Raw genomic sequence first — 24,806 nt, 5'->3', positions numbered from 1 at the left:
CAATTCTCGCGTTTGACTCGCCGCCTATGACGACCTCTCCTGTTTCTGCAACCGCCAAAATGGAGACACTGAAGCACGGCCTGCCGGTGACAATTATTACGGGGTTTCTTGGCAGTGGCAAAACCACGCTCCTCAACCATATCCTGACCAATCAAGAGGGGCTGAAAACCGCTGTGCTCGTCAATGAATTTGGTGAAATTGGCATTGATAACCAACTCTTGGTGGCCAGTGAAGAGGACATGGTGGAACTCAGCAATGGCTGTGTCTGCTGCACGATCAACAATGATTTGGTGAATGCTGTCTATCGGGTTCTTGAACGCCCCGATAAGGTGGACTATCTAGTGGTGGAAACGACGGGGCTAGCGGATCCCCTGCCGGTGGCCTTGACATTCTTAGGTACCGATCTGCGGGATCTCACCCGCTTAGATTCGATTATTACGGTGGTGGATGCAGAAAACTTTAGTCTCGATCTGTTCAATAGCAGTGCTGCCCAAAGCCAAATTGCCTATGGTGACATTATCCTTCTAAACAAAGCGGATTTAGTGACTGAGGAACGCTTGCAGGAGCTAGAACGGCGGATTCGCGAAATGCGAGAAGGGGCACGAATCATTCGCACTGTTAAGGCTCAGGTGCCTCTTCCCTTAATTCTGAGTGTGGGGCTGTTTCAGAGCGATCGCTACTTCCATCCCGAGGCGGAGCACGAACATGATAATCCCCACGATCACGACCACGATCATGGGTGTGACGAACATTGCGATCATGGTGATCATCACCATCACTCTAATCACTTGGAGGAGGATGGCTTTACCTCTGTTTCCTTCCAGAGCGATCGCCCCTTTGAACTGCGGAAATTCCAGTATTTTCTTGACCACCAATTGCCGGAATCGGTCTTTCGCGCCAAGGGCATTCTATGGTTTAAGGAAAGTCCCCGTCGCCATGTCTTTCACCTCAGCGGTAAGCGCTTTAGCCTCGATGATGAAGACTGGAGAGGCGAACGCAAAAATCAACTGGTGCTTATTGGCCAGAACTTAGATCATCAAACGCTTCTGACGCAGCTGGCGGCCTGTGTCACCGAAGGGTAGAGCTTGGGAATCTATGGCAAAACAACGGCGCAAAGCGGACTTCCCCAGCAAAATTTGTGTCGTCTGCGGGCGTCCTTTTCAGTGGCGCAAAAAGTGGGCGGATTGCTGGCAGGAGGTGAAGTACTGTTCCGATCGCTGTCGGCGACGCCGTTCCCAGTCATCGCGGTAACTGTCAGTAGCAGTGTTGAGAAAAGTTAAGCAAATTCTGATAGGCTAGCGGCAGTTTTGCATCCATTGAGGTTCGGTGAAAGGAGCCAGCACAGGATAAATGTACGACTGCATTATTGTGGGGGGCGGACCGGCGGGCGGGGCAGCCGCTTATCATCTTGCGCGGCGCCAGCATTCAGTCTTAGTCCTTGAAAAGGCCCCTCTGCCTCGCTACAAACCCTGCACAGGGGGTGTTTCACCGGCGGTTGGCCGATGGTTTGATTTTGACTTTCAGCCTGCCATTGCCGATACCACCCGCACGGTGCGCTACAGTTGGCAGCTTGGTGATGCCGTTGAAGCCGAGTTGAGCATTCCCGAACCGATCTGGATTGTGGATCGCTCGGTGTTTGATCACTACCTCTTGCAGCAGGCACAACAACAGGGGGCGGTTGTTGCGGATCAGACCGAGGTAACCGGGATTACGTTCCAAGCAGATCACTGGCAAATCCACACGGCAACCACAACCTATGCAGGGCGCTATCTCATTGCTGCCGATGGTGCCAAGAGTCAAGTGGCTCAGTGGCTGGGTTTTAAGCCCAAAGTGGTGCGCACGGCAGCAGTGATGAGTGTACCCAACCCGACGGGCGATCGCGCCGCGCATTTTGAATTTGGCCTCGTCAAAAATGGTTACCTCTGGAGCTTTCCCAAGGGAGATCGGCGAACGGTGGGGGTTGCCGTTGTGCGGGGGAGCGATCGCCCCCACTGGGAACCCATTTTGCAGCAGTACTGCGCAGCCTATGGGCTTTCCCCGGCTGACTGTGCCATTCACTACCATCCCCTCTGTCTGTGGGCAGGTCAGCAGCCCCTGCATACCCACCATGCTCTGCTTGTCGGTGAAGCTGCGGGTCTAGTGGATCCCTTTTCTGCCGAGGGGGTTCGTCCCGCCCTCTACAGTGGCATGCGGGCTGCCGAAGCCATTGCTGCTGCCCTTGGGGGAAAAGCAGATGCCTTGGCCACCTACAGCAAGACCTTGCAGGAGGAATGGGGGACAGATTTAGTGTGGGCACAACGTCTTGCCGCTCTTTTCCATCGCATGCCGGGGGTGGGCTATCGCCTTGCCCTAAAACGCCCCTCTGCCACCCAGCGGTTGGGTCAAGTCCTCTGTGGGGAATTGCGCTATCGCGATATTGCTAGACGGGCTATGCAACGCTTGAGCAGTTCCCTGATTCCTGGGCGCTAGATCTCCAATTCAATAGCGGTGGGCTGGTTGGGGGAGAGGGCTAACCCTTTGCGGACGCCAAGAATACGAAACACTTGAATTTTGCGCTCTTTGCCCTTGAGTTCCAACGGTCCCCATGCCTCGACCTCGTAGCGATCGCCCAAGTACTCCAATGTTTCCTGTGCTACTAAAATGCGGCAGGGACTTGGTTGGCGATGCTTGTCCACACTTTCAAGGCGGGAGGCTGTATTCACACTGTCCCCAATAACGCCGTACTCGAGGCGGTTCTTGCCACCGAGACTGCCGACAACAATGGGACCTGTATAGATCCCCGCCCGCATCATCACCTGCGGTAGCCCTTGGGCGGCCCATTCGCGGTTGAGGTTCTCCAGCAGTTCTCCCAAAGCTAAGGCACAATCCACCGCATTACGAGCATCAATGGCAATGCCTTCGCGGCTGGTGCGTTTAATGGGCACGCCAAACACCGCCATAATGCCATCTCCTGTGAACTTATTAATCACGCCGTGGTAGCTTTGCACTACATCCACTACCTTTTCTAGGTAGGTATTGAGCCAGTTAAAGAGTTCCTCCGGTTCCATCCGTTCAGAAATCGTGCTGAACCCCTTCAAATCCGTAAAAAGCAGTGTGGCAATCAGGCGCTGGCCGGGCAGCTTACCATCCTTGAGGAGTTCATCTCGCCGTTCCCACAGGGCGGCGGCAATTTCCGGCGAGATACTTTGACCAAGCAGCCGCATCACCATTTGCTGTTGCTGTTGGGCTTGCTGTGCCCTATAGGTGACTACCCCACCACTGGCAAGGAGGAGCGTCAATGCCGGTGGCACAAGCGGAATCCACCCCAGTTTCAGAAAAAAACCATAACAGGTGAGCAACAGAATCAACAGAGCGGCTCCCACAGCCGCCCCTAGGGCAACGGGATGACGTATTCGCCAAGCGAGGATAGCACCCATCAGTGCCCAAAGAATAATCCAAGCATTCTCAACACTGTCGGGCCAAAACCAAATGACGGCGCGATCGCCCAAACCGGCATCAATGAATTGCCCCACCATTTGGGCATGGATAAACACCCCCGCCATGCGCTGCTGATCTCGCAGACCGGAGCTAAAGGGGGTATAGAAAAAATCTTTGCCACTTTCAGCAATGTTGCCAATGAGAACCACGCGATCGCGAATCAATGCCGGTGCTACCCGTTCCGTCAGTACATCCTCAAGGGGCACCCACGTCACCGTCCGCTGATCACCGCGATAGTTCAGCATGATCTGATAGCCTGCTGTATCTGCTCCCACATAGCCACCATCATTGGGTTGCAGGGGTGTGAAAATACTCTGCCCCAACTGCATCACATGCGGATCCGCATCGCTGCCCCGAGGCTCAATTCCCTCATCCGCTAGATACCGCAGTGCCAGCCGCAATGGGAAGGAGTAAAGCGTATTCCCCTGATCGTCCGGCAAAAAGAGTAAACTGCGACGGACAATGCCACCCGCATCCACTGCGATATCATTAAACCCCACCCGATCGGCACTGAGGGCAGCGGGCGGGCGAATCGTCGGGTGAGTGGCATCCCCCAGTTTCGTTACAGCAAAAAGGCGATCCGAATTCAGCCAAAGGCGGTTAAGCTCCTCATGCCCCGGCGGTACAGGAAAGTCGCGGTAAATATCTAGGCCAATGGCACGGGGTTGGTGTTTGAGGAGTTTTTGGAAGGCTTGAGCATAAAGCTGATCCGGCAACGATAGGGAGCGGTAACGCTGAATATCGGCTTCGGTTACTGCCACCACCAATAGTCGTGGGTCTGGTTCAGGCATAGGGCGCAATTGCATTAGGCGATCGTAGGCACCCAGCTCCAGTGGCTGTAGCCCCCCCAGTTCGCGAATGCCAATGACAACTGTGCTGGCCACGGCACTCACGACAACAATCAGGCCCAGATCAGCAAAGGTGCGGCGAAAGTGGGACAATAGGGGCAGCATAGCTTTGCAAGCAAGAGATTTCCTTCATCCTATCGCCATGAAAAATTACTTGGTCGCGACACTGGGCGATCGCCTCCAAGCCGAGGCCGTTTATACCCAGCTTGAAAAGGACGGCTTCCCAATGGAAAAAGTAGCCCTGTTGGGTCGAGGCTACAAACAGTGGTCAGAATTGGGACTCACCGATCCATTTCAGGTCGCCCGCCGGCAAATGCAGCGCATGCTTATATGGTTAGTGCCCTTTGGCTTCTTTGCCGGCTTTACCTTTAACCAAGCAACTCAGATTGACATTCTGCCGATGCTGGATCGCCTAAACAATAGTCTTTTGGGGGGCATCTTTGGGGCGATCGCTGGCGCTCTGGGGAGTCTCACTGTAGGCGGTGGTCTCCAAGTAGTGATTACGGGTAAGTCCGGTATCCCCTTTGAAAAGCGATTGCAGCGGGGCAAATACCTGATTTTGATTCAAGGCAGCGACAGCGAGATTCGCCGTGCCGAACGTCTCCTTAAAGTACAGCCCCTAGAAAACCTGCAAAGCTACACCCTTGACGAGTAGAGAACTGTCCTCTAAACACGGGAACGCCAAGTGTCCCCCCTGATGTGGTATATTAAGGAATCACGATGAAAGGGTCGGTGCCCGAGTGGTTAATGGGGGCGGACTGTAAATCCGTTGGCTAAGCCTACGCTGGTTCGAATCCAGCCCGGCCCATCAAAGTAGATAAACTGACCCGCTTCCCCTAAACCGAGGGGTAGATAATACGGCAAATTGGCGCCCAGCCCTAAAGGTAAATATCCATAGGCGAACTTACAAAGGGAACCGCGCTTTGTCGCTGCACCTGATGCCAATCGCCTAGGTAAGGTAAGAGTAAGAGCAATCATAGCAGTCATGCCCTGCAACCAAAAATTAGGTTCCTCCAATCCTAGCCACCCCATCAAGACAGGTAGAGGATGCAGCACCACCGCTGTAGCAGGAGTATGGGTTTGCCGCCAACTCAGGCGATCCGTCATCAAGAGCACTTCCCAAATAAAAGGAAAGGGATGCCAGCAAACGCCTCTGATCCTACGGCTCAGTTCCCTTACCAAACTGCGCTAGGATTGTAAAGGTTTGTCACACTCCTCAACGTTCTATAACAAACGCAGGAAGTCACTATGAGTCTGCCGATTCGTAATGTTGCTATTATCGCCCACGTTGATCATGGGAAGACTACCCTAGTGGATGCTCTACTGCGTCAATCGGGTACCTTTCGAGAAGGGGAGGACATTCCCGAGTGCGTGATGGACTCCAATGAGCTGGAGCGGGAGCGCGGCATTACGATTCTGGCCAAAAACACGGCGGTGCGCTACAAAGACTTGACAATTAACATTGTGGATACCCCTGGTCACGCCGATTTTGGCGGTGAAGTGGAGCGTGTCTTGGGGATGGTGGAGGGCTGTCTGCTGATTGTGGATGCCAACGAAGGGCCGATGCCGCAAACGCGGTTTGTTCTCAAAAAAGCCCTTGAAAAAGGTCTGCGCCCCATTGTGGTCGTGAACAAGATTGACCGTCCCCAGGCGGAACCCTACAAGACCATTGACAAGGTCTTGGATTTATTTATTGAACTGGGGGCGGATGACGATCAGTGTGAATTTCCCTATCTCTTTGCCTCGGGCTTGGCGGGCTACGCAAAAACAGCGCTGGATGAGGAGGGCAAGGATATGCAGCCCCTCTTTGAGGCCATTGTCCGCCACATTCCACCGCCGGTGGGGAATCCCGATGCCCCCCTGCAACTCCAAGTGACGACCCTAGATTATTCAGACTATCTAGGACGAATTGTCATTGGCAAAATCCACAACGGCACCGTTCAGGTCGGCCAAGCGGCGGCCTTGGTCAAGGAGAATGGCCAAATTGTCAAGGCAAAGATTACCAAACTCTTGGGCTTTGAAGGACTGAAGCGAATTGAGTTGAATACGGCTAGTGCTGGGAATATTGTGGCGATCGCCGGCTTTAGTGATGCCAACATTGGCGAAACCATCACCGACCCCAACAACCCCCAAGCCCTACCCCTAATCAAGGTGGATGAACCCACCCTGCAAATGACCTTTGCTGTCAATGACTCTCCCTTTGCCGGTCAGGAGGGCACCTTTGTCACCTCGCGGCAATTGCGCGATCGCCTGTTTCGGGAACTGGAAACCAACGTAGCTCTGCGGGTCGAAGAAACCGACTCCCCCGATCGCTTTGCCGTTTCTGGTCGGGGTGAATTGCACCTTGGCATTCTCATTGAAACCATGCGCCGCGAAGGCTACGAATTCCAAGTGTCTCAGCCGCAGGTAATCTACCGCGAAGTCAATGGCCAGCCCTGCGAACCCTACGAATGCCTAGTGCTTGACGTTCCCGATGAAGCCGTTGGCGGCTGTATTGAACGCCTCGGCCAACGACGCGGCGAGATGCAGGATATGCAGGTGGGGGGCAATGGTCGGACTCAACTGGAGTTTGTGATTCCTGCCCGCGGTCTCATTGGTTTCCGTGGCGAATTTATGCGCCTAACGCGCGGCGAAGGAATCCTGAACCACAGCTTTTTGGACTATCGTCCCTTGGCAGGGGAGATCAGCACCCGCCGCAATGGCGTCTTAATTGCCTTTGAGGAGGGCGTTGCCACTTTCTATGCCCTGAAAAATGCCGAAGATCGCGGTGTCTTTTTCATTACCCCCGGCACCAAAGTCTATAAGGGGATGATTGTCGGTGAGCACAACCGTCCTCAAGACTTGGAGATCAATGTCTGCAAAGCCAAACAACTCACAAACTTCCGCTCCTCCACAGGGGATGAACTGGTGCAACTACAAGCCCCTGTAGAAATGAGCCTAGAACGGGCACTGGAATACATCGGCCCCGACGAGTTAGTGGAGGTAACGCCTAAATCCATCCGACTGCGGAAAATGAGCAAGAAGCTAGTACGGCGCTAATGCTGACGAATGCCTTTTTTGCCCTTTCCCTGTTTCCCTATCTGGGGTTCTTGTACTTCATGACCCGCAACCCCAGTACACCCCGCCTCGCCCTCATTGGCTTTTATGGAACGCTGCTGTTTGTTGCCGTCACGATTCCTGCGGGACTCTATGCCCAAAAGGTTTATGGCACAACACTGGCCAACGTGGATGGGTTGCACGGGGGAGCAGAATTTTTCCTAACACTGGCCAATATTCTCATTGCCTTGGGCTTCCGCCGCACCCTCAAGGAATCCGCCTGATTTGCCTATTGCCAGCGGCAGAGCCAAAGGAAGCGAAGCCAGCTGCGCAGGAAAGCCAAACTTGCCAGTGCTGCCAATGTAAACAGAGCGATCGCCCCCCCTAGGGCTTTGGCTGACCACAACATTGCCCCCGCCAAAAGGGTAAAACCAGCCAATCCCAGATACACCAAACAGACCAACAAACTCTCAATCCGCCGCAGTTGCCGCTCCATTGTGGGATTGCGCACCGACAGTTGCAGCTCACCACAAGCCAAACGATTCTCTAACTGTTGCAGCCGCACTTCCACCCGACTGGGCTGCTGTAGCCGTTGGCCGATCAGGGTCTGGGTTTGCTGAATCAGGTCTCGCCAGCTTCCCCGTGAATGTCTCATCAACTGCCTGACAAAGGGTTGGGCTGCTGCACTGAGGTTGTACGCAGGGTCTAGACTGCGGGCAATGCCATCGAGGGTGGTCAGTGCCTTGAGAATATAGGTCATCTTTGCAGGCAGGCGAAAGGGGTGCTGCTCAAAAAGGGCATAGACCTCCTGTTGCAATTCCCTAAAGGCGCTTAAATCCACAGGCCGTTCGGTAAATCGATCCAGAATCAATTGCATAATCCGTTGTAGGGGCACTCTGTCAGTGACTGGCATCAACAGCCCCAATTCCATCAAGGTAGCAATCACGCGATCGCTATCCTTTTGCAGAACGGCAAAAAATGTTTGCACCATCTGCTGCCGATTGAGGGTAGGGACTTCCGTCATCATGCCGTAGTCATAGAAAATGAGATCGCCCTCCTTGGTAACTGCCAAGTTCCCCGGATGGGGGTCAGCGTGGAAAAAGCCATCAATCAGTAGCTGCTTCAGATAACAGCAAATCCCCCGCTGGTTGATGACTTGGGGGTTCAAACCAAAGGCTTCCAGGGCGACACGATTGTCAATGCGAATGCCGGGGAGATACTCTAACGTCAGGACATAGCGGCAGGTGTGTGTCCAATAAATTTTGGGGACGCGAATATGGGGGTCTTGGGCAAAGTTGGCCCGAAAGCGATCGGCATTTTGCCCCTCCTGAACGTAATCAATTTCCCGTAGCAGAATGCTGAAAAACTCTTCATAGATCTCTTGAAGGGCATAGGGACGTAGGAAGGGGAGCCAGCGATCGCCCCAGCGAATGAGTTCACCAATGGCAACATAGTCCAGATACAACTGTGCCTCTAGATGGGGACGCTGCACCTTGACAACCACATCCTCACCACTGTAGAGCTTTGCTCGGTGGACTTGACCCAAACTGGCCGCGGCAAGGGGATGAGGATCAAAGGTGGCGTAGAGATCCGTAATGGATTGCCCTAGGTGCTGCTCAATGAGGGCGATCGCCAGCTGCGAGTCAAAGGGAGGCACCTGATCCTGTAGTTTCTTGAGGGCCTCAATGTAGGCCGGAGGCAATAGATCAAACCGCGTAGAAAGAAATTGACCAATCTTAATAAATGTTGGCCCTAAAACGAGTAATTGCTGCACCAGCCAGCGGGCGCGTTGCGCTTGGGTGCGATTGCTCCCCCGCCGCCAAGCATAGTCCCACAACAGTTGGCTGCCAAAACGCACCAGCACCCCCACAATTTGGCTGACCCGGCGCAACACTAGCCAGCGACTTGGACGAGAGGTAGAGGCCGGAACCCGCATTCAGCAGCAATCACAACAAAGTGCCCAACCTCAACAATACCCCCTTTTTCCTGAGCCTTTAGACTTGTTCTGCCTTCCTCTCCCCCATTCCCTTTGCCGTGTCTATGATAAGGATAGAATCATGATCGGAATTTCCTATGGCGACGACACGTCAATTTAGTAGCTTCAGCGAGCTCCTCGCCACTACAGATAAGCCCCTCCTCGTTGACTTTTATGCTGACTGGTGTGGTCCGTGCCGCATGATGGCACCGATTTTGGAGCAAGTTAAACAAGTCTTGAAATCGGGCGTTGAGGTCGTCAAAATTGACTCTGAGCGCTATCCTCAGCTGTCAAGTCAGTACCGCGTGCGTGCCCTGCCCACTTTGATCCTCTTCCATCGTGGCCGTGAAGTTCAGCGCTGGGAGGGGGTTCAGCCACCGGAAGTTCTGATTGAGGCGATTCGCCGCCTGTAAAATTCTTCAAAAGAAAAGTGTTTAAGGAATCAATCAGGATTGGCCAATATTGACTATTGGACATTGCTTGTACCACCGCTGGCAGGGGGCGTCATCGGCTATTTTACAAATGATTTGGCGATTACAATGCTCTTTCGCCCCTACAGGCCAATTTATGTAGGGGGCAGGCAACTCCCCTTTACCCCCGGTCTCATTCCCCGCAATCAAGAGCGGCTGGCTCGTCGCATTGCTGATGCCATTCTGGGTTCTCTGCTGACGCCAGAGGAATTGCAAAGCTTAGCGCGGCGTCTGTTGCAAGTGGAACGGGTGAAGGCGGTCATCCATTGGCTCCTCCAAACAAGCCTCAGCCAAATTCAGGCTCAAGGTGAACAGCGATCGGCGCAAGTTTTGGCAAATATTTTGCGGGATTTTTTTGGCAGTGCCCTGCCCCGTTTAATTAAAGTGTGGTCGCGGCGGGAAGATTTTTTGGAGCCACAACTCAATCACCTATTTGATCAGGTGTTGGTGGAGCTGCAACTGAATGATGAGCAGGCGGAGAAACTAGCGGATTGGCTACTGTCGGTCATGTTGCCCCCCGATCGCCTGCGACTGGCGATCATTGACTTTCTCACCGATCGCACGATTAATGTCCTCGATCAAGAACTGCGCGAAAACACCAGCGGCACCTACTGGATAGTGGCTCATCTTGTGGGTGTGCGCAGTACTTTGATTCGTCTGCGGGAGTATTGTCTCAATGAACGCGAAGCCTGTAACCGTCGTCTTAGTGAATTAATTACGGCATTGGCACTGCGGCAACGCTTGGTGGAAGCCTTGCAAAATATCACCCTGCAAAGTTTGCCCCTCGGTACGGTGCGGGAGCTACGGCAACTATTTCGGCAGACGGTGCGCAGTTATATTCAAGAACAGGGCTTTAGTGTCATTGAAACTATCAGTCAAACAGTGGAGTGGGAAACCATTTCCCTCAGTATTTTGCGGCGACTGCGGGATTCAGCGAGTCTGAATGCTTCCTTGGAAGTGGTCAGCGATGAGTTGGCCCTGGTGCTCGATCGCTATCTTGAACGGGATATGGAGGTAATCATTGAGCGTGCCATCCCCATTTTGGATTTGGATCGGGTAATTGTGGATCGGGTCAAGGCCACCTCGCCAGAAAATCTGGAACTGGCGATTCAGGGGATTGTCCGCAGTGAGTTGCAAGCCATTGTCCGCTTGGGGGGCATTCTTGGTTTTTTAATTGGTCTTCTGCAGGCGGCCTTTTTGTACTGGCAAAGTCTGCAAGCGCCCTAAACCGGGACTTTAACCTCAGACTCACCCGCCAACTGGCGCAGGTTTTGGCAGCGAATCAGTTCGGTGACATCGAGGACAGGACGGCGCTCCAACTCTGCCACCTGAGCAATGCCTGAAAGGAGGGCTTTGGCAGCCTCTTGTTCACTGTAGCCGCGCCGTTGAGCCAATTGCAGGGCTTGGCGATCCGCTGCCACTTCCACGGGAATGCCCCGCGTATTTTGCCATACTTGAAGCCCGGCAAAGGTGGTTAGCCCCCCCGCCACCAAAATGCCTACGGGGTCTGCTTGGACAACTTGCAAAACTGTACCTAGCAAGCCTACCACCGTGAGTCCTTGGTAGAGGTCAAGTTTGAGCAAAGCGGTGGTGTTAAACCACGCCACTGCCCGCAGCAGTAACAGATCGCGCTCTGGGGTATCGAGATGCTGCCACAGACGAAAGTTAATTTCAATCGGGCGATCGCCCCAGGGAAGAGCAGGCTGATAGCGCAGCACCTGACTTTGGTGCGGACGGGAAATCAGTTTACAGCGCATCCGTGCCGACGCCGGCATTAGATCAAGCAGACGATGAATCTCAGCCTCTGGGTTCATAGCAATAGCCATGCAATCAATGCTCTGCCCTTAGTCTGCCATTAGGCTACCTTTCCTGCAATCCGCTGGATTCTTTAGAATAAAAAAGCAAATGTTTTTTGTTTCCAAATCAAAATGGTGATGACCTCGGCCTTTGCCCCTTCAGACCAGGCGTTGGTCTGTTCCCCTCAAGAATTGCCAGCGGTGGATGTGGCCATTGTGGGGGCAGGGATTGTGGGTTTGAGTTTGGCCTGTGCTCTGCGCCACAGCGGTCTAGCGATCGCCCTCATTGAGGCAACTCCCTACGCGCGGGAAAACACGAAAGGCCAAGCTTATGCCCTGCACCAAGTGTCCCGTTACTTCTTTGAGTGGATAGGGGTGTGGGATAAGCTGCTACCCCAGGTGCAGCCCTTTGAGCTGGTGCAACTCTCCGATGGGGAGTATCCCTTGCGGGTTTACTTTCATCCAGAAGATTTGGGCACAGAGGCCGTGGGTTATGTAGGTGAACATGCGGTAATTGCCGAGACCCTCCAGGGCATTTTACAGTCTGCCAGGAATGTCACACTCTACTGCCCGTGGCGAGTGGTTACTAATGAGGTGAAGGGCGATCGCGCTGAGTTGACCCTGATCTCTGGTGACCCTGCCAAACCCAAGGTGGCTTACTTGGCAGCGCGTTTAGTGGTTGCGGCAGAGGGTGGCAAGTCCCCCCTGCGGCAGCAAATGGGCATTGAACCCAAGGGATGGAAATATCGCCAGTCCTGTGTGGTTGCTACCCTCCATGTTGCCCATCCCCAACCTGTAATTGCCTATGAACGCTTTTGGCCCACAGGGCCAATGGGAGTGCTGCCCCTGGTGGGGAATCGCTATCGGGTGGTTTGGACGCTACCCCACGAACAGGCGGAAGCGGTTGCCGCCCTCGACGATCGTGCCTTTGTAGCGAAACTTCAGCCCTATCTTGACCCGCAGATGGCCGAGATTACCGCTGTGAGCGATCGCTTTATTTTCCCGACGCAACTGATGCAGGTCAATTCCTATGTGGGCGATCGCTTTGTTGTCATTGGTGATGCGGCTCACCGCTGTCATCCGGTGGGAGGGCAGGGGCTAAACTTGGGTCTGCGGGATGTCTGGGCACTGGCGCAACAGATTCTCGCCACTCCTTCTGAGAGACTGGGCGATCGCTCTTCCTTGATGCAATTTCACCGCCAACGCTGGTGGCAAAATGCCTTGACCCTTGGGTTCACCGATATGCTTAATCGGCTCTTTTCTAATGCATGGTGGCCTTTGGTGGTGGTGCGACGCTGGGGGCTGTGGCTATTGCGCACTGTTTTGCCGCTCAAGCGTCTGGTACTGCGGTTTATGGCCGGTCTCCTCCTGCCTTTGCCGAGCGATTGAAACTCCCCAGAGCGCGTTAAAACTTTCTAGGTAATTATCGCCAGCGTCATTATCCTGTAGTATCAACTTGACAAAGAAATAAGCGCTTGGGAGAGAGGAATGGCTGCTACCGATGATCTGGAGAAAATTCGCCGCCAGTTTGACTATGGCCCCTATCCACGGATTCCCGTTGAGAAGACTCCCAAGGAAGACGCCAATACTCTTTTTGTCCACGATTTAGTTACGGCCTTTTATCGGCGCGACCATCGCGTTCCTGAAACGAGGGGAAGGCGGATTCTCGATGCCGGTTGTGGCACCGGCTACAAGTCATTGGTGCTAGCGATCGCCAACCCCGGCGCGGAAATTGTCGGTATTGACCTGTCCCCTGAATCCATTAAATTGGCAACTGAGCGCTTAAAGTTTCACGGCATTGACAACGTTTACTTTGAAGTTCGCTCTATTTTAGAGTTGCCCGACTGGGGGGAGCAGTTTGACTACATCAATTGCGATGAAGTGTTGTATCTATTGCCGGATCCCGTGGAAGGTCTTCAGGCCCTTAAGAGTGTGCTCAAACCCGATGGCATTCTGCGAGCCAATCTCCACAGTGCCCTGCAACGCTTCCCATACTTTCGGGCCCAAAATCTCTTTAAGTTGATGGGCTTGATGGACGACAATCCCGAAGAAATGGAAATGGATATCGTCCGCGAGATTATGAAAGAACTCAAGGATGGGGTGGATCTCAAAGCCCGCGCCTGGAACCCCCGCTACGAACAGGAGGAGAGCAACGAAACCCTCCTAGCTAACCATTTACTGGTGGGAGACAAAGGCAGCACGATTCCCCAACTCTTTCAATACCTAGAAGCAGCCGGTCTGGAATTTATTTCCATGGTTAACTGGCGCCACTGGAATCTGGTGGATCTCTTCAAAGACCCAGACAATCTGCCCACCTTTTTGGCGCTGAGCTTACCCGATGTGCCGCAGTCGGTGCAGTTGGAGATGTATGAGCTGCTGCATCCAGTGCATCGCCTCTTGGATTTTTGGTGTAGTCCGCAGCCCCGTGCCACCGTACCCGACTTAGGAGAATGGTCTGAGGAGCAGTGGGATCAAAGTACGGTTTATCTGCATCCGCAGCTGCGGACGGAAACCATCAAGGAAAAATGGCTGGAGTACCTGAATGACCGCTTGATTGTGGATTTCGGCACATTTATGTCCTTCTCTAGCCCGGCACCCACCTATGTGGATTCGCTTGGGCTGGGGACACTGCTGTCCCTATTTGATCAGCCCTTGGCCTTTCCAGCGTTGTGCGATCGCTATCAACGCTTGGCCCCCCTCGACCCTCTCACGCTTGAACCTATTGAACCAAGGGTGGCACGGCAACACCTGCAGACCCTGTTGACTCGCTTGGAAGTAAGTTTGTTCGTCCTAGTCAGCCTACCCTAGGCCAATCCAGCTAAGAGCTTGGGCAAGCGCCAGTCCCAGATAGTTGGCGATCGCGTAGCCCACTAGTCCCAAGGTGACCCCTACCCCCATTAACTGGGGCTGATGCCGACCGATTGCCTGGGCAAGGGCTGTAGTTGATCCGCCGACGGCTGCTTGGGAAGCAAGGGCAACCAGTTCCACATCCAACTTCAAGAGTGCCCCCAGACTAAATGTCACAAGACCGTGGGTAAAAACGATGACGGTGGTAAAAAGAATCATTTCCAGCCCCACCGACATCAAGGAGGGCACATGGGTACCGGCACCAATCACCGTAAAAAAAAGATTCAGGCCAAACATTCCCAAAGCGCCCGTGCCCCGCAGATAGCGCGTCCACTTAAATTGCGCTAACGCCAAGCTGAGGGTGGTAAGCCAGACCAGCGGGGGAATCAACGGCCAAAGTTGATGCAGCGCCCTTGACAGTACCAAGATAGCTACGGCCAAGCTGAGGAGAATGGCTAAATCCAAAGGCGCGATCGCTGAAGTGGTGGGCAGAGGTATAGCTGTAACTGCTTCCCCCTCGCCCCGTTGTGGATAAACACGCCCTAGCAGTGAGGGCAGACTCAGTGTGGTGGCCAGCCAAATGGCCGTGAGGAGATTATCCGCTGCTGTGGCCGCACTAAAAAGCAAGCCCGGCAGGTTGAGAGCCTGCCCGACACCCACAAAGTTGATGCTACCGCCAATATAACTGGCCGCCAAACTTCCCGCCAAGCGGGGGGTATCCCCAAGAAACTGACTGTGGAACAGCACGCCCGCAAGAAGAGCGCCCACCAAGGTTCCAAAGCTGGCAATGCCAAAGGCCAACAGCGCCGATCGCCCCACGCGCCACACATCTTGTAAATTCACTAACAGCAGAAGCCAGACGATCGCCAAGGCGGTGAGCGTCTCGTGGATTATGTCATAAACTGGGGATTGCTGGGGAATAACACCCAAATTGGCACAAATAGCCGTCAAAATCAAAATGATCAGTGAAGATCCCAAGTGTGCCGCCCAGCGAAAGCGATGCTCTAGCCACAGTCCCAGCGCCGTCAGCGTCAATAGGATGCCCCACAGGGGCAAAGACTCATCCATGGGGCTGCCACTCCGGTAAGCGCTGTCCCAAGCGGGTCGGCTGCTCATAGACCCGCCGCAGGGTATTCACGTCTCGCTGCGAAATTGGCGGCGGATCGGCCACTTGGGCAAAATAGAGGGCATCGGTCGGCAAAGGGCTATGTCCCCAAATCCCAAGGGCATGACCCAGTTCATGGCGCAGTGCCGCAAGGACAAACTTAGGAGCTTGGCTGGGACGCACCACGATGCGGCAGCGATGGCGCAGCACCCCTTGGGCATCTACAAAGAGGTGGTAGCTGGTTTCCGCAAAGCGGGCACGGTGGTGGTTTTGCGCCGTGGGTCGCTGCGAGAGGAGACGGATATTGGCCGGCAAACTGGAATCAACAATTTCTAAGGGTAAATAGGCCGCCCACTCTCGTACCGCCTGCTCTGCTGCTCTTTGCCAGACATGGTTTGGATCCCACTGTGGCGGTTCAATGGCAACAGTGATCGGGAACTCGCTCCAGAGTAAATAGCCCACCTCTACGGGTTGAACTTCATCAAAATAATCCTCCCCTGTGGCGGGAATCTGAGCCAAGGAAGGGGGCAGCGGATAGCGCACTGCCGGTGGCAGTTGGATATTCTGGCGCGTGAGGTTTGCTGTGATTGCCAAGGACTCCCAATTCCCTTGAGTACCCCCCAGTATTAGTCCCAAGGCAACAACGCACACCCAGACCCACCACCTACGCTTCATGCTTGCTCCTCAACAGGTTGGTACAAAAGGCCAGCCCGGAAATCGCCAGAGAATGATAGGGATTGCCACTGTCCAGAAAAAGGCATTGAGCAAGGCTATTTGACCTGCCAAATTCATGGGCAGATGTAACCACCCCTGTAAAATCCAGCGATCTAGGGGCAGCACCAGGAGCCACATGAAACATATGACAGCCATGCCACCCCAAAAGATTGGCCAGCGGGCATTGCTGTTGAAGCCCTCAAAAAAGGTTTGACCCACCAGTTCTTCGAGAATGGCTACGGGGGCAGAGCGGTATTGCCCACCGGTGGCTTGAGTAGCGGCAGCCAGTTGGGGAGCATGATCACCGACCACAATGGCATTGATTTTTACTCGTTGTTGGCGGGCACTGGCAACCACACCGGCATCTACTGGGGCTTTACCATCGGTAATGAGGAGCAGTTCGCGGCAGCGATTGGGAATTTGCTGAAGTTGTTGGGTGGCCATGGCGATCGCCCCTGAAAGATTGGTTTCCGTGGGATCCACTTGGGCGAGCAAGTCACTGCGATTAAGGGCTTGATCCAGTTGGGTGAGCAGGAGCTCACTATTGGTTTCAAAGCGGGGCGTGAGAAACACGACATTGCGGCCAAAGCCGTGGATCATGACTGCGTTGGGGTTGGTGAGATCCCGTTGATTGCGCTGCAAGTAGAGCTTAGCCGCCATGACCTGTTGCGCCATTACCGTTTGCGGTTGATTAAATTGCAATGGGTTATTGCCAAACGTACTGCCGCTGAGATCAAGGGAGAGAACAACGGCGACACTGGGGCGTCCCCAATTCAACAGCGAGAACAGCAGCGCCAGTAGGACACAGCCAATAAAGAGAATGAGGGGAATCTGAAAAAGAGGATAATACCACAGTTGTCGCCGACGGGTCATAGCTCACCTAGGGCAAGGTACCGCTAAAGACTGCGAGGGCAGGCCCGGTCATATACAGATGTTGGCTAGGCAAATCCCAGCAGATATGGAGATCCCCCCCCGGCAGTTCAATGGTTGCTTGGGCTTGATTCCCTGCAGGACTCAGGCGATTAGTCAAAACAGCGGCGACAAGGGTGGCACAGGCACCTGTTCCACAGGCGAGAGTCATACCGGCTCCCCGCTCCCAGACGCGCATCCGCAGGCGATCGCTCCCCAAAACTTGCACAAATTCAGTATTGGTGCGCTGGGGAAAAGCGGGATGATGTTCAAACTGCGGCCCAATCGTTGGCAGATCAACCGCAGCAACATCTTCAACAAACGTGACACAGTGGGGGTTGCCCATACTCACACACGTCACCAACCACTGGCGATCGCCCACCGTTAGGGGCACCTCAATCACCTTTTGATCGGCGGCTGCCAGGGTGGTGGGAATCTGCTGCGCCAAAAGCTGCGGTTTGCCCATATCCACCCTTACCTGACCATCCGCTTGTACCTCTGGCACCATCAAACCGGCAAGGGTGTCAATACGATAGCGCACAACTTCCCCGCGGGCGCGTCCCTCAAGGGCAAAAATAAACTTGGCCAGACAGCGGATGCCATTGCCGCACATTTCGGCCACTGAGCCATCGGCATTGTACATCCGCATGCGGTAGTCGGTATCCCCTGTGCCCGCCAGCAAAAAAATGACGCCATCGGCACCCACGCCAAAGTGGCGATCGCACCAGCGCTGAGCATCCTCAGGAGTGAGGAGTAACTCTTCCTGATGGCGATTGTCAATGAGCAGGAAATCGTTCCCTAACCCTTGATACTTCTGAAAAGAGAGGCGCATAGAATTGAAAAGGTACAAGAGGGAAATCCATGACCGACGAATTCAATACGGCACTGCCTAGCATTCGCCAGTTGCAAACCTTCATTAAAGATAGCACCGAGGTTGAAGTCAAGCTCAGCACTAGTGATCTGGTCATTGGTAAAGTACGCTGGCAAGATGCCAATTGTCTTTGTGTTGTGGATCACTATGATCAACCCACGATTATTTGGAAGCAGGCCATTGTCTTTATTAAACCCAAGCTAGCCTAGGGGCCACTGCTGCTGCGCTGCTGCTAGGGCTTCCTGATAGACCACCTGCCAGGGACACTGGTGCTGACGGGCAAGGGCGGCACAGTCTTCGTATTCGGGCTGGACATTGAGCCGCTGCCCTTGGTGTGCAGCCACTTTCACCCGCACCTTGCCAAACGGCGTGGCAATGGTTTTGATTTCCCGCTCAAGGATATAGCGCTCTTGCACCTGCCGCCGTAGCCCCAGTGTGGTTGTTTCCCGAAAGAGGGTCTGTACACAGGCGGCCTCAGCACTGGGGGGACACAGCACCGTGAGCAAAACCCCCAAGCGGGACTTTTTCATCGTAATGGGTTGATAAAAAACCTCAACGGCACCAACGGCATAGAGTTGTTCGAGGGTATAGCTGAGGGCTTGGGGCGTCATATCATCCAGTTGAGTTTGTAATTCGACAATCGTTTTTGCTGTTGTTGTTTCTGCTGAGTTCGGCAGCGTTCCCAACCAAAGACGCAGCAAGTTTGGCAGGGGCAGCTCTTGGCTGCCGGCACCCAAGCCAACCCGCTGTAGGGTCATTGCCGGCGGCGCTCCAAATTCTTTACTCAGGGCACAGACCAGGGCGGCTCCTGTGGGCGTGACCAGTTCTTTTGCAATGCCGTTGCTGTAGAGGGGAACTCGGTACATTTGGCACAGTTGCAAGACGGCGGGGACGGGAACCGGTAGCTGACCATGGGCGGTTTTGACTGTTCCGCCCCCAGTGGGCAGAGCCGAGCAGTAAATGGAGCTAACATCGAGATAATCCAACCCCAAACAGGTGCCGACAATATCCACAAGGGCATCCACGGCTCCCACTTCATGGAAATGCACTTTTTCTGGCTCAATGCCGTGCACAGCTCCCTCAGCAATGGCCAAGGCTTCAAAAACTTTGAGGCTCCAGTCGCGGGCACGATCGGGGAGGTGGGCGGCGCGAATTTGGTCGGCAATCTCTGGCCAGTGGCGATGGTGGGAGGAGGGGCGATCGCGCAGATGCACCTCCGCCTTTAGTCCCCGTTGTCCCTTGCGTTGCACCGTTTCCATGGTCAACTCAAACTCATCGGCAATCCCTAATTTTGCCAATTGGCTTTGTAAATAGTCTAAGGGAACCCCTAGGTCAAGTAAGGCCCCAAGGCACATATCTCCGGCTACACCGGCGGGGCAGTCAAAATAGGCAACAGTCATAGCGGATTACAGGCGCAGCAATAAGAGTTATGGTAACAAGCGCGGACTCACAATACTGGTTCCCGTGATTTCCTCTTGAGGAGATAACAGTTGCCAGAGGGTTGCTGACGGCTGCCACCGGTAGCGCCTCAGGTTAATGCGATCGCCCCCCTCAAAAATAATCCCCTCTGTTTCTAGGCGCCAGCGCTGCAATTCATCCGTCCCATGGCGTTGGGGGGCGTAGGAAATTTTGCCTTGGGCATTGACCACCCGATGCCAAGGAATGTCAGAATTCGGTGCTACTTGATAGAGAGCATAGCCCACGTAGCGCGCATGACGCGGCCAACCACAAAGGGCAGCAATTTGGCCATAGGTGGCGACACGTCCTACGGGAATTTGCTTCACCAGCCAATAAATTTTTTGTTGAAACGTGAGTGTTTGAGTTGCCTGCGTCATAGGAAAGTAAATTTTTGCATTTTAGACTACATCCAGCCGCAGAAATCCGTATTTCCACGGAAAAAGTTTCAAGGGTAACCCCCTAGGAGAAACCTTAGACTTAAGGTTAAGGGTAGTAACAGAATTACTAAATTCGGTTAAGAATCTTTGCCGCCTTGGAGGAAGATGCGTCATGATTTAAGCAGTGATACTGTGGCGGCAAAAAGTTCAGTTCTCACCTGTTTTTTTATGCAATTCATTTTTTCTAAACGATACACTCCTATGCTTTTTTGAGGTTCAAATTGTCTTTGCCGACATCCTTGATGCTACTTGATGGAGTCGCCCTATGACCATGACTAGTGCCCGACCCCAAGCCGCCACCGGCGATCGCTACGGTGTGAACCATCTCCTCCGCAAAAAATACCCGAAACGCCACCATCACTATGCTTTTTGGGACTTCTTTCAATTCGAGAGCGATCGCGGTACCTACACCGATTGGAACAATGCCCGCAACCTCTTGGTGACCGAAGATTTCATCATTGGCCTTATTGAAGGTCTTGAAGAGGAAGTAGGATCTGCCGCCAGCGTCGTCATGTACAGAATTGGCGAGGAATGGGGACGGCGCGATGCCCGCTTTTTCCAAGAGTGGTTTCCCACCGAGTATGGCTATGAGCAGGGGATCAGGCAAATGCGGCTCCCCTACGTCCTTGAAGCTTGGTGGTGGCCCTGCACCACCCAAGGCTGGGGTAACTGGGAAGTCGATCTCAGTGACCAAAAACATGGTTTTATGTTCATCAACATCTTTGACTCTGTGGTGGCGCGCACTTTAGGGGATGTGGGACGACCCGTGTGCCACCTCTACGCCGGACTCTTTGCCGGTTTCTTTAGTGGTCTCATTCAAAAAGAACTCAGTTGTATTGAAATCCAGTGCTACGCTATGGGAGAAACCTACTGCAAATTCCTTCTCGGTAAGCAGGATCGTATTGATGCCGCTGCCTTCTGGCAAAACGAAGGAGCCTCCGCCAAGGATATTGAAAAACGGCTCCGCAGTGGAGAACTGGTCTATGAAAAGCCTAAACGGTAACTGGGAACAGCAAGCCGTTGCTAAATTTTTTGAGGAACTGAACTGGTTGGGCTTGGTGCGCCAGCCACCGGTAGCGGAAGCGGGGGTGCTCAATTGGCAATCCCTGAAAGTTGGGGAATTCTGGCAGCAAGTCAACTGGCTTGGTCTTGAGGTCAAAGGGGCGATCGCCCCCACCGGTTCTACGGAATGGCCTAGCTACCGCGTCAAAGACTTCTTTGGTCGCATCAACTGGGAAGGGATCGGCGTCCTCTTGCCCCCACCGTCTCCAGCCGCAGAGGAGGAAATTGCAGCTTCTCCGCTTGCTGCCCCTGCTACCCCATGGGCGGCATGGTCTGTAGAAACCTTCTTCCGCCAGCTTAATTGGGAAGGCCGTTCGGATCAAGCCATTGCCCTTGAGCCGAGCCTATCCCTCTGGCGCCTATCCGTCAAAGATTTCTGTGCCCATCTTCCTTGGGCAGGCCAACCGGCGATTGCTCAAGTGAGCAAAGCGGAACCCCTACCCCCTATACCCGTAGAACCCGAAGTCACCCTCTCAGACTTATCAAACCTGTTTTAGGAGACCCCTATGCACACCGAATTAATGAACCTTTACTACAAAGCTGAAGAAAACTACCTCAGCAATGTGGACATCAAAGTCTTCCGCCACCACATCGAGTCACTGCGGCAGCGGTTGAGCACCTATGAATTTCTGCGAGATCATGAAATTGAAATCTTTCAACCCGTGGCCGACGCCCTGCAAAAGCAATATCCCACCCAAAATCCCCAAACCCTTGAGCAAGTATTGCGTCAAGCGATCGCCCTGCTGCGCTATGCCGCCATGGCAATGCTCCTGAATAACCCCGAGTTTTTGCAGCATCGGCTCCTTGAGTGGCTCACAGAAGTGGTTAATGCCCACCAAACCCAAACCCTATGGCGCAGTTGCCACGAGCTTCTCAGTGCCCGTCTGAAGGAAATGCTCACTGACTCCGAGCAGGACTTGATTTTGCCGCTTTTGGATCATGCCCAAGCCACCCTTGTGGGCGTGCCAGCGGTGGTCTCTGTTCAATCCTAAGCCGTGGTCTTCCATCTCTGGAAACGACTTGTCACGCCTACGAATGAGGATGTCCTATGATTTCCGTTGCTGATTTGGTCAAAGAACCGCTCATCCCCGGCAATTACTATGCGGCTGATGCCTACGTTCAGGGGGATTTTGAAACAGGTCTCATTGAAAACCGCAAAGGTGCTCGCCTGATTGCGCTACCGGATATTTTGCTCCAAGCCATCTATGCAGGTCTGGATCAAGAAGTAGGGCAGGCCACCGGGGTGGTGCTGTTTAACTGTGGTCGCTGGTGGGGTAAAAACTTTTATCGCCGCTTTGTGGAAGAGGTCAGCGAGTACTATCGCCGTCCCCTTGCGGAAATGGAAATGGTGGAGTTTCTCCAATGTCTCAAGGAATGTTGGAAAACCCACGGCTGGGGCACCATTGATCTGGATGTGGGCTTTTACCAGCAGGGCTTTTTGGTGGTGAAAACCTGGGATTCTCCCTTTGCGGCGGCGGCTCCTAAAAATACGGGTCAGCCCCAATGTGCTGCGGAAGCGGGGATTTTAGAATCTTTCTTTAGCCAATTGACGGGGCGCGATCTCCAGTGTGTCCAAACGGCCTGTGAAACCCTAGGGGCAGCGAATAACCTTTTTGTCTTGGGCTTGCGGGAGCGGGTCGAGCCGGCCAAGGCTTGGCTGCAAGAGGGACAGGATCATGACACGATTATGGAGCGGCTCTGTCGCGCTCAGGCCACTTAAGTATGATTCAAAAGTAACTCTCTATGGATCATTGAAAGGAGAACAGAGCAGTGGCCAAAGTTGTCAAGCTTGAACCCATCTCGCGGGAAACCACGATTAACACCAATGACAATTTGCTGTCTGCGCTATTGGACTCTGAACTCCATGTGCTCAAGGAGTGTGGCGGGCGTGGACTGTGTGCCACCTGCCATGTCTATATCAAGGAGGGGATGGAAAGTCTCTCGCCTATCAATAAGCGGGAGCAACGTACCCTTGAGGTGATTACAACGGCGAATGCCACCTCTCGCTTGGCTTGCCAGGCACGGGTACTGGGGCCGGGGGTAGTGGTGGAGTTACCCTCAGGGATGTATGTCAATGCCGTTGAGGATCTTGAGTCTTTGATTGGGCGGCGGGCTGAGCAGGATATTTTGCACCCCCTCGATGGCCGCGTCTTGGTGGAGGCGGGCAAGCTGATTACCCGCACCATGATTATGCAGTTGAAAGATACCCAAGTGCAGGTGGGGCAATATCTCGCCAATACGTCGGATGCCTAACCAACCACTTCATTTTTCGTCTTTTATCCTCAGGGAGGCACCGTTTATGGAAGGCTGTCATTTGAACTCCCATGCCAGGCCATCTCGCAGGGGGCTACACCCCCTAGAATGGGGGGCAACTGGGTTGACCGTTGTATTGTCTGTGGCAGCTGCTGCGACTCAACAGACAATTTTGACAGCGATCGCCCCTTTGCCCCTTTCGTTGGCGGTGGGTTTGAACCTAGTCAATCGTAAAAAACTACAAGGTCAGCAGCAGTCAGAGTTGGGCAACCTTACCCTGACCCTTGCCCAGATGCGCGATCGCCTTGAGGATGTGCAGAAACAGGTGATGCAGCTCAGCCAAGGGACACAGCATCTCCACGACTACACCCGCATTCTCAACACAGAGCAAAAACAAATTGAAGAAGTGCTGGATTATCTGCGGCAGATTGAGAAAAATACCCAAGTCATTCAAGTGAACCCCAGTCATGCCAAGGCCTACTACAATCGGGGACTGACCCACCAGCGTCTCGGGGATGCCGAAGCGGCAGTTCTCGACTACTCCGAGGCCATTCGCATTAATGAGAACTATGCCAAAGCCTACCACAATCGCGGTGTCGCCCGCTCGACCCTTGGCGATCGCAAGGGAGCAGTGGAAGATCTGCGCACAGCGGCGAAGCTGTTTTTTGAGCAAGGGGACATTAGCAGTTATCAGCGGGCACGGGATCTGGCCAAGCGCATCCATGATGTGGGCAGCATTGAACCGGAAAATCACGAGGTACCCCTAGAACTCCTCTTCTCCTGAAGAACGCTTCATTTTGCTGCTGACCCTGCATGGATAGGGGCAAAATCCCGCATTATTCTGAGAACTGTTGTTCCTAATGGTTGAGGCTGGTTGTTGGCCACGGCTCAGGCTGCCCAAATCTCCCGTTACCGGCTGGTAGATCTAGCCGGTCAAGGTCAGTACGGACAAGTGTATCTGGCTGTCAATCGAGAGTCGGGTGATCTTGTGGCGATCAAGGTGCTCAACGAGCGGCAATTGCTGACCCGCGGCTTTCTGCGGGAATTGAATTTTCTGCTGACGCTCCAACATCCCCATGTGGTGGGCTGTCAGGCGATTGACTACATTCGCTTGCGCCATAGCTCCCAAGTTAGCCGTAGTTTGGTGATGGACTATTGTGCAGGGGGGACATTGCGATCGCTCCTAGAACAGGAACAGGCTTTACCCCTGACCACCGCCTTGCGCCTCACATTGGATGTTCTTTCGGCCCTGGCCTATGCCCATCATCGCGGCATTCTCCACTGCGATCTCAAACCGGAAAATATCCTGCTGGAGGTGACTGCTACGGGTTGGCGGGCAAAGGTGTCTGATTTTGGCGTTGCGCGGCTGATTGAGGAGGTCAAAGGCAGTGGTCAAACGGGATCCCCTGCCTATATGGCACCGGAGCGTTTCTATGGTCAAACAATGCCCGCTTCGGATCTTTATGCGGTGGGAATCTTGTTGTACGAGATGATTGTTGGCGATCGCCCCTTCCACGGCACCCCTGCTGAACTCATGGCTGCCCACCT

Annotated in this window: 27 protein-coding genes and 1 tRNA gene; 19 read left to right on the top strand and 9 right to left on the bottom strand. The window is 53.8% G+C overall.

What is annotated here, in order from left to right; all coding sequences use genetic code 11:
* Nucleotides 1-26 precede the first annotated feature (26 nt).
* The 3 genes from Q0711_RS02515 to Q0711_RS02505 all read left to right on the top strand — a co-directional run bounded on the left by Q0711_RS02515 (nt 27) and on the right by Q0711_RS02505 (nt 2,469).
* A complete protein-coding gene (locus Q0711_RS02515) occupies nt 27-1,082 on the top strand; it encodes a GTP-binding protein (protein ID WP_298617325.1) in 1,056 nt (351 codons plus the stop codon).
* Between the two features lie 13 nt (nt 1,083-1,095).
* Nucleotides 1,096-1,251, top strand: coding sequence for a DUF2256 domain-containing protein (locus tag Q0711_RS02510; RefSeq protein ID WP_298617323.1), 156 nt, complete (start codon nt 1,096-1,098; stop codon nt 1,249-1,251).
* Nucleotides 1,252-1,350: 99 nt separating this feature from the next.
* Nucleotides 1,351-2,469: a geranylgeranyl reductase family protein gene (locus Q0711_RS02505; protein ID WP_298617321.1), complete on the top strand. Its 1,119-nt coding sequence runs from the start codon at nt 1,351-1,353 to the stop codon at nt 2,467-2,469.
* On the opposite strand, the gene Q0711_RS02500 is transcribed toward Q0711_RS02505, so the two are convergent.
* Complete coding sequence (locus Q0711_RS02500; protein WP_298612376.1) at nt 2,466-4,430, bottom strand: adenylate/guanylate cyclase domain-containing protein; 1,965 nt, start codon at nt 4,428-4,430, stop codon at nt 2,466-2,468. The genes Q0711_RS02505 and Q0711_RS02500 overlap by 4 nt on opposite strands.
* Nucleotides 4,431-4,479: 49 nt before the next feature.
* Here Q0711_RS02500 and Q0711_RS02495 point away from each other — a divergent pair, with 49 nt between their 5' ends.
* From Q0711_RS02495 to Q0711_RS02480, 4 genes are all read left to right on the top strand, one after another.
* On the top strand, nt 4,480-4,980 hold the full coding sequence (locus Q0711_RS02495) for a hypothetical protein (RefSeq protein ID WP_298617319.1): 501 nt from the start codon (nt 4,480-4,482) through the stop codon (nt 4,978-4,980).
* Between the two features lie 71 nt (nt 4,981-5,051).
* Nucleotides 5,052-5,133, top strand: a tRNA-Tyr gene (locus Q0711_RS02490).
* Between the two features lie 440 nt (nt 5,134-5,573).
* On the top strand, nt 5,574-7,364 hold the full coding sequence (gene typA, locus Q0711_RS02485) for a translational GTPase TypA (RefSeq protein ID WP_298615912.1): 1,791 nt from the start codon (nt 5,574-5,576) through the stop codon (nt 7,362-7,364).
* Nucleotides 7,364-7,645, top strand: coding sequence for a DUF3593 domain-containing protein (locus Q0711_RS02480; protein ID WP_298615910.1), 282 nt, complete (start codon nt 7,364-7,366; stop codon nt 7,643-7,645). The genes typA and Q0711_RS02480 overlap by 1 nt, the downstream gene beginning before the upstream one ends.
* A 5-nt stretch (nt 7,646-7,650) precedes the next feature.
* Here Q0711_RS02480 and Q0711_RS02475 read toward each other — a convergent pair whose 3' ends face one another.
* A complete protein-coding gene (locus tag Q0711_RS02475; protein ID WP_298977443.1) occupies nt 7,651-9,297 on the bottom strand; it encodes an AarF/ABC1/UbiB kinase family protein in 1,647 nt (548 codons plus the stop codon).
* Nucleotides 9,298-9,434: 137 nt separating this feature from the next.
* Here Q0711_RS02475 and trxA point away from each other — a divergent pair, with 137 nt between their 5' ends.
* Nucleotides 9,435-9,749, top strand: a complete 315-nt coding sequence (gene trxA, locus Q0711_RS02470) for a thioredoxin (RefSeq protein ID WP_298615904.1) — start codon at nt 9,435-9,437, stop codon at nt 9,747-9,749.
* A 39-nt stretch (nt 9,750-9,788) separates the two neighbouring features.
* Nucleotides 9,789-11,033: a DUF445 family protein gene (locus Q0711_RS02465; protein ID WP_298615902.1), complete on the top strand. Its 1,245-nt coding sequence runs from the start codon at nt 9,789-9,791 to the stop codon at nt 11,031-11,033.
* Here the strand turns inward: Q0711_RS02465 and Q0711_RS02460 are convergent.
* On the bottom strand, nt 11,030-11,632 hold the full coding sequence (locus tag Q0711_RS02460; protein ID WP_298615900.1) for a DUF3318 domain-containing protein: 603 nt from the start codon (nt 11,630-11,632) through the stop codon (nt 11,030-11,032). The genes Q0711_RS02465 and Q0711_RS02460 overlap by 4 nt on opposite strands.
* A 102-nt stretch (nt 11,633-11,734) precedes the next feature.
* Here Q0711_RS02460 and Q0711_RS02455 point away from each other — a divergent pair, with 102 nt between their 5' ends.
* Together Q0711_RS02455 and Q0711_RS02450 are read left to right on the top strand one after the other, a co-directional pair.
* A complete protein-coding gene (locus tag Q0711_RS02455; RefSeq protein ID WP_299041484.1) occupies nt 11,735-12,991 on the top strand; it encodes an FAD-dependent hydroxylase in 1,257 nt (418 codons plus the stop codon).
* Between the two features lie 99 nt (nt 12,992-13,090).
* On the top strand, nt 13,091-14,410 hold the full coding sequence (locus tag Q0711_RS02450; RefSeq protein ID WP_298977438.1) for a class I SAM-dependent methyltransferase: 1,320 nt from the start codon (nt 13,091-13,093) through the stop codon (nt 14,408-14,410).
* Here Q0711_RS02450 and Q0711_RS02445 read toward each other — a convergent pair.
* Genes Q0711_RS02445 through dapF form a run of 4 tightly spaced genes read right to left on the bottom strand, consistent with a single transcriptional unit; the run spans nt 14,402 to nt 18,009 of the window.
* Nucleotides 14,402-15,517: a DUF819 family protein gene (locus Q0711_RS02445; protein WP_299041481.1), complete on the bottom strand. Its 1,116-nt coding sequence runs from the start codon at nt 15,515-15,517 to the stop codon at nt 14,402-14,404. The two genes, Q0711_RS02450 and Q0711_RS02445, sit on opposite strands and share 9 nt — an antisense overlap.
* The gene (locus Q0711_RS02440) at nt 15,510-16,229 is read right to left on the bottom strand and encodes a peptidase (RefSeq protein WP_298615889.1); all 720 of its coding nucleotides are present in this window, start codon (nt 16,227-16,229) and stop codon (nt 15,510-15,512) included. The genes Q0711_RS02445 and Q0711_RS02440 overlap by 8 nt, the downstream gene beginning before the upstream one ends.
* 9 nt (nt 16,230-16,238) lie before the next feature.
* Nucleotides 16,239-17,141, bottom strand: a complete 903-nt coding sequence (locus tag Q0711_RS02435; RefSeq protein ID WP_298617315.1) for a vWA domain-containing protein — start codon at nt 17,139-17,141, stop codon at nt 16,239-16,241.
* A 7-nt stretch (nt 17,142-17,148) separates the two neighbouring features.
* Nucleotides 17,149-18,009, bottom strand: coding sequence for a diaminopimelate epimerase (dapF, locus tag Q0711_RS02430; RefSeq protein ID WP_298615883.1), 861 nt, complete (start codon nt 18,007-18,009; stop codon nt 17,149-17,151).
* Nucleotides 18,010-18,038: 29 nt separating this feature from the next.
* Between dapF and Q0711_RS02425 the strand changes: the two genes are divergently transcribed.
* Nucleotides 18,039-18,257 carry an RNA-binding protein hfq gene (locus Q0711_RS02425; RefSeq protein WP_298615880.1) on the top strand — a complete coding sequence of 73 codons (219 nt, stop codon included), beginning with the start codon at nt 18,039-18,041 and terminating at the stop codon, nt 18,255-18,257.
* On the opposite strand, the gene larC is transcribed toward Q0711_RS02425, so the two are convergent.
* On the bottom strand, nt 18,249-19,448 hold the full coding sequence (gene larC / locus Q0711_RS02420) for a nickel pincer cofactor biosynthesis protein LarC (RefSeq protein WP_299041477.1): 1,200 nt from the start codon (nt 19,446-19,448) through the stop codon (nt 18,249-18,251). The two genes, Q0711_RS02425 and larC, sit on opposite strands and share 9 nt — an antisense overlap.
* 27 nt (nt 19,449-19,475) lie before the next feature.
* Nucleotides 19,476-19,883 (bottom strand): methylated-DNA--[protein]-cysteine S-methyltransferase, encoded by a 408-nt coding sequence (locus tag Q0711_RS02415; protein WP_298615876.1) that lies wholly within the window; start codon nt 19,881-19,883, stop codon nt 19,476-19,478.
* A 325-nt stretch (nt 19,884-20,208) separates the two neighbouring features.
* Here Q0711_RS02415 and Q0711_RS02410 point away from each other — a divergent pair, with 325 nt between their 5' ends.
* The 7 genes from Q0711_RS02410 to Q0711_RS02380 form a co-directional block, all read left to right on the top strand.
* Entirely contained in the window at nt 20,209-20,946 is a 738-nt protein-coding gene (locus Q0711_RS02410; protein ID WP_299041473.1) for a V4R domain-containing protein, read from the top strand.
* The gene (locus Q0711_RS02405; protein ID WP_298615872.1) at nt 20,927-21,502 is read left to right on the top strand and encodes a hypothetical protein; all 576 of its coding nucleotides are present in this window, start codon (nt 20,927-20,929) and stop codon (nt 21,500-21,502) included. The genes Q0711_RS02410 and Q0711_RS02405 overlap by 20 nt, the downstream gene beginning before the upstream one ends.
* Before the next feature lie 9 nt (nt 21,503-21,511).
* Nucleotides 21,512-21,997, top strand: a complete 486-nt coding sequence (locus Q0711_RS02400) for a phycobilisome protein (protein WP_298977423.1) — start codon at nt 21,512-21,514, stop codon at nt 21,995-21,997.
* A 56-nt stretch (nt 21,998-22,053) separates the two neighbouring features.
* Complete coding sequence (locus tag Q0711_RS02395; RefSeq protein WP_298615868.1) at nt 22,054-22,725, top strand: V4R domain-containing protein; 672 nt, start codon at nt 22,054-22,056, stop codon at nt 22,723-22,725.
* 50 nt (nt 22,726-22,775) lie between these two features.
* Complete coding sequence (locus tag Q0711_RS02390) at nt 22,776-23,258, top strand: 2Fe-2S iron-sulfur cluster-binding protein (RefSeq protein WP_298615866.1); 483 nt, start codon at nt 22,776-22,778, stop codon at nt 23,256-23,258.
* A gap of 124 nt (nt 23,259-23,382) precedes the next feature.
* Nucleotides 23,383-24,042 carry a tetratricopeptide repeat protein gene (locus Q0711_RS02385; RefSeq protein ID WP_299041472.1) on the top strand — a complete coding sequence of 220 codons (660 nt, stop codon included), beginning with the start codon at nt 23,383-23,385 and terminating at the stop codon, nt 24,040-24,042.
* A gap of 93 nt (nt 24,043-24,135) precedes the next feature.
* Nucleotides 24,136-24,806, top strand: a 671-nt coding sequence (locus tag Q0711_RS02380) for a serine/threonine-protein kinase (protein ID WP_299041470.1), incomplete at its 3' end; no start/stop codon positions are given.

The organism is uncultured Thermosynechococcus sp. (assembly GCF_937958135.1).
Classification (GTDB): domain Bacteria; phylum Cyanobacteriota; class Cyanobacteriia; order Thermosynechococcales; family Thermosynechococcaceae; genus Thermosynechococcus.
Note: the sequence above shows the minus strand (reverse complement) of the source record. Positions and strands in the feature narration are given on the sequence as shown.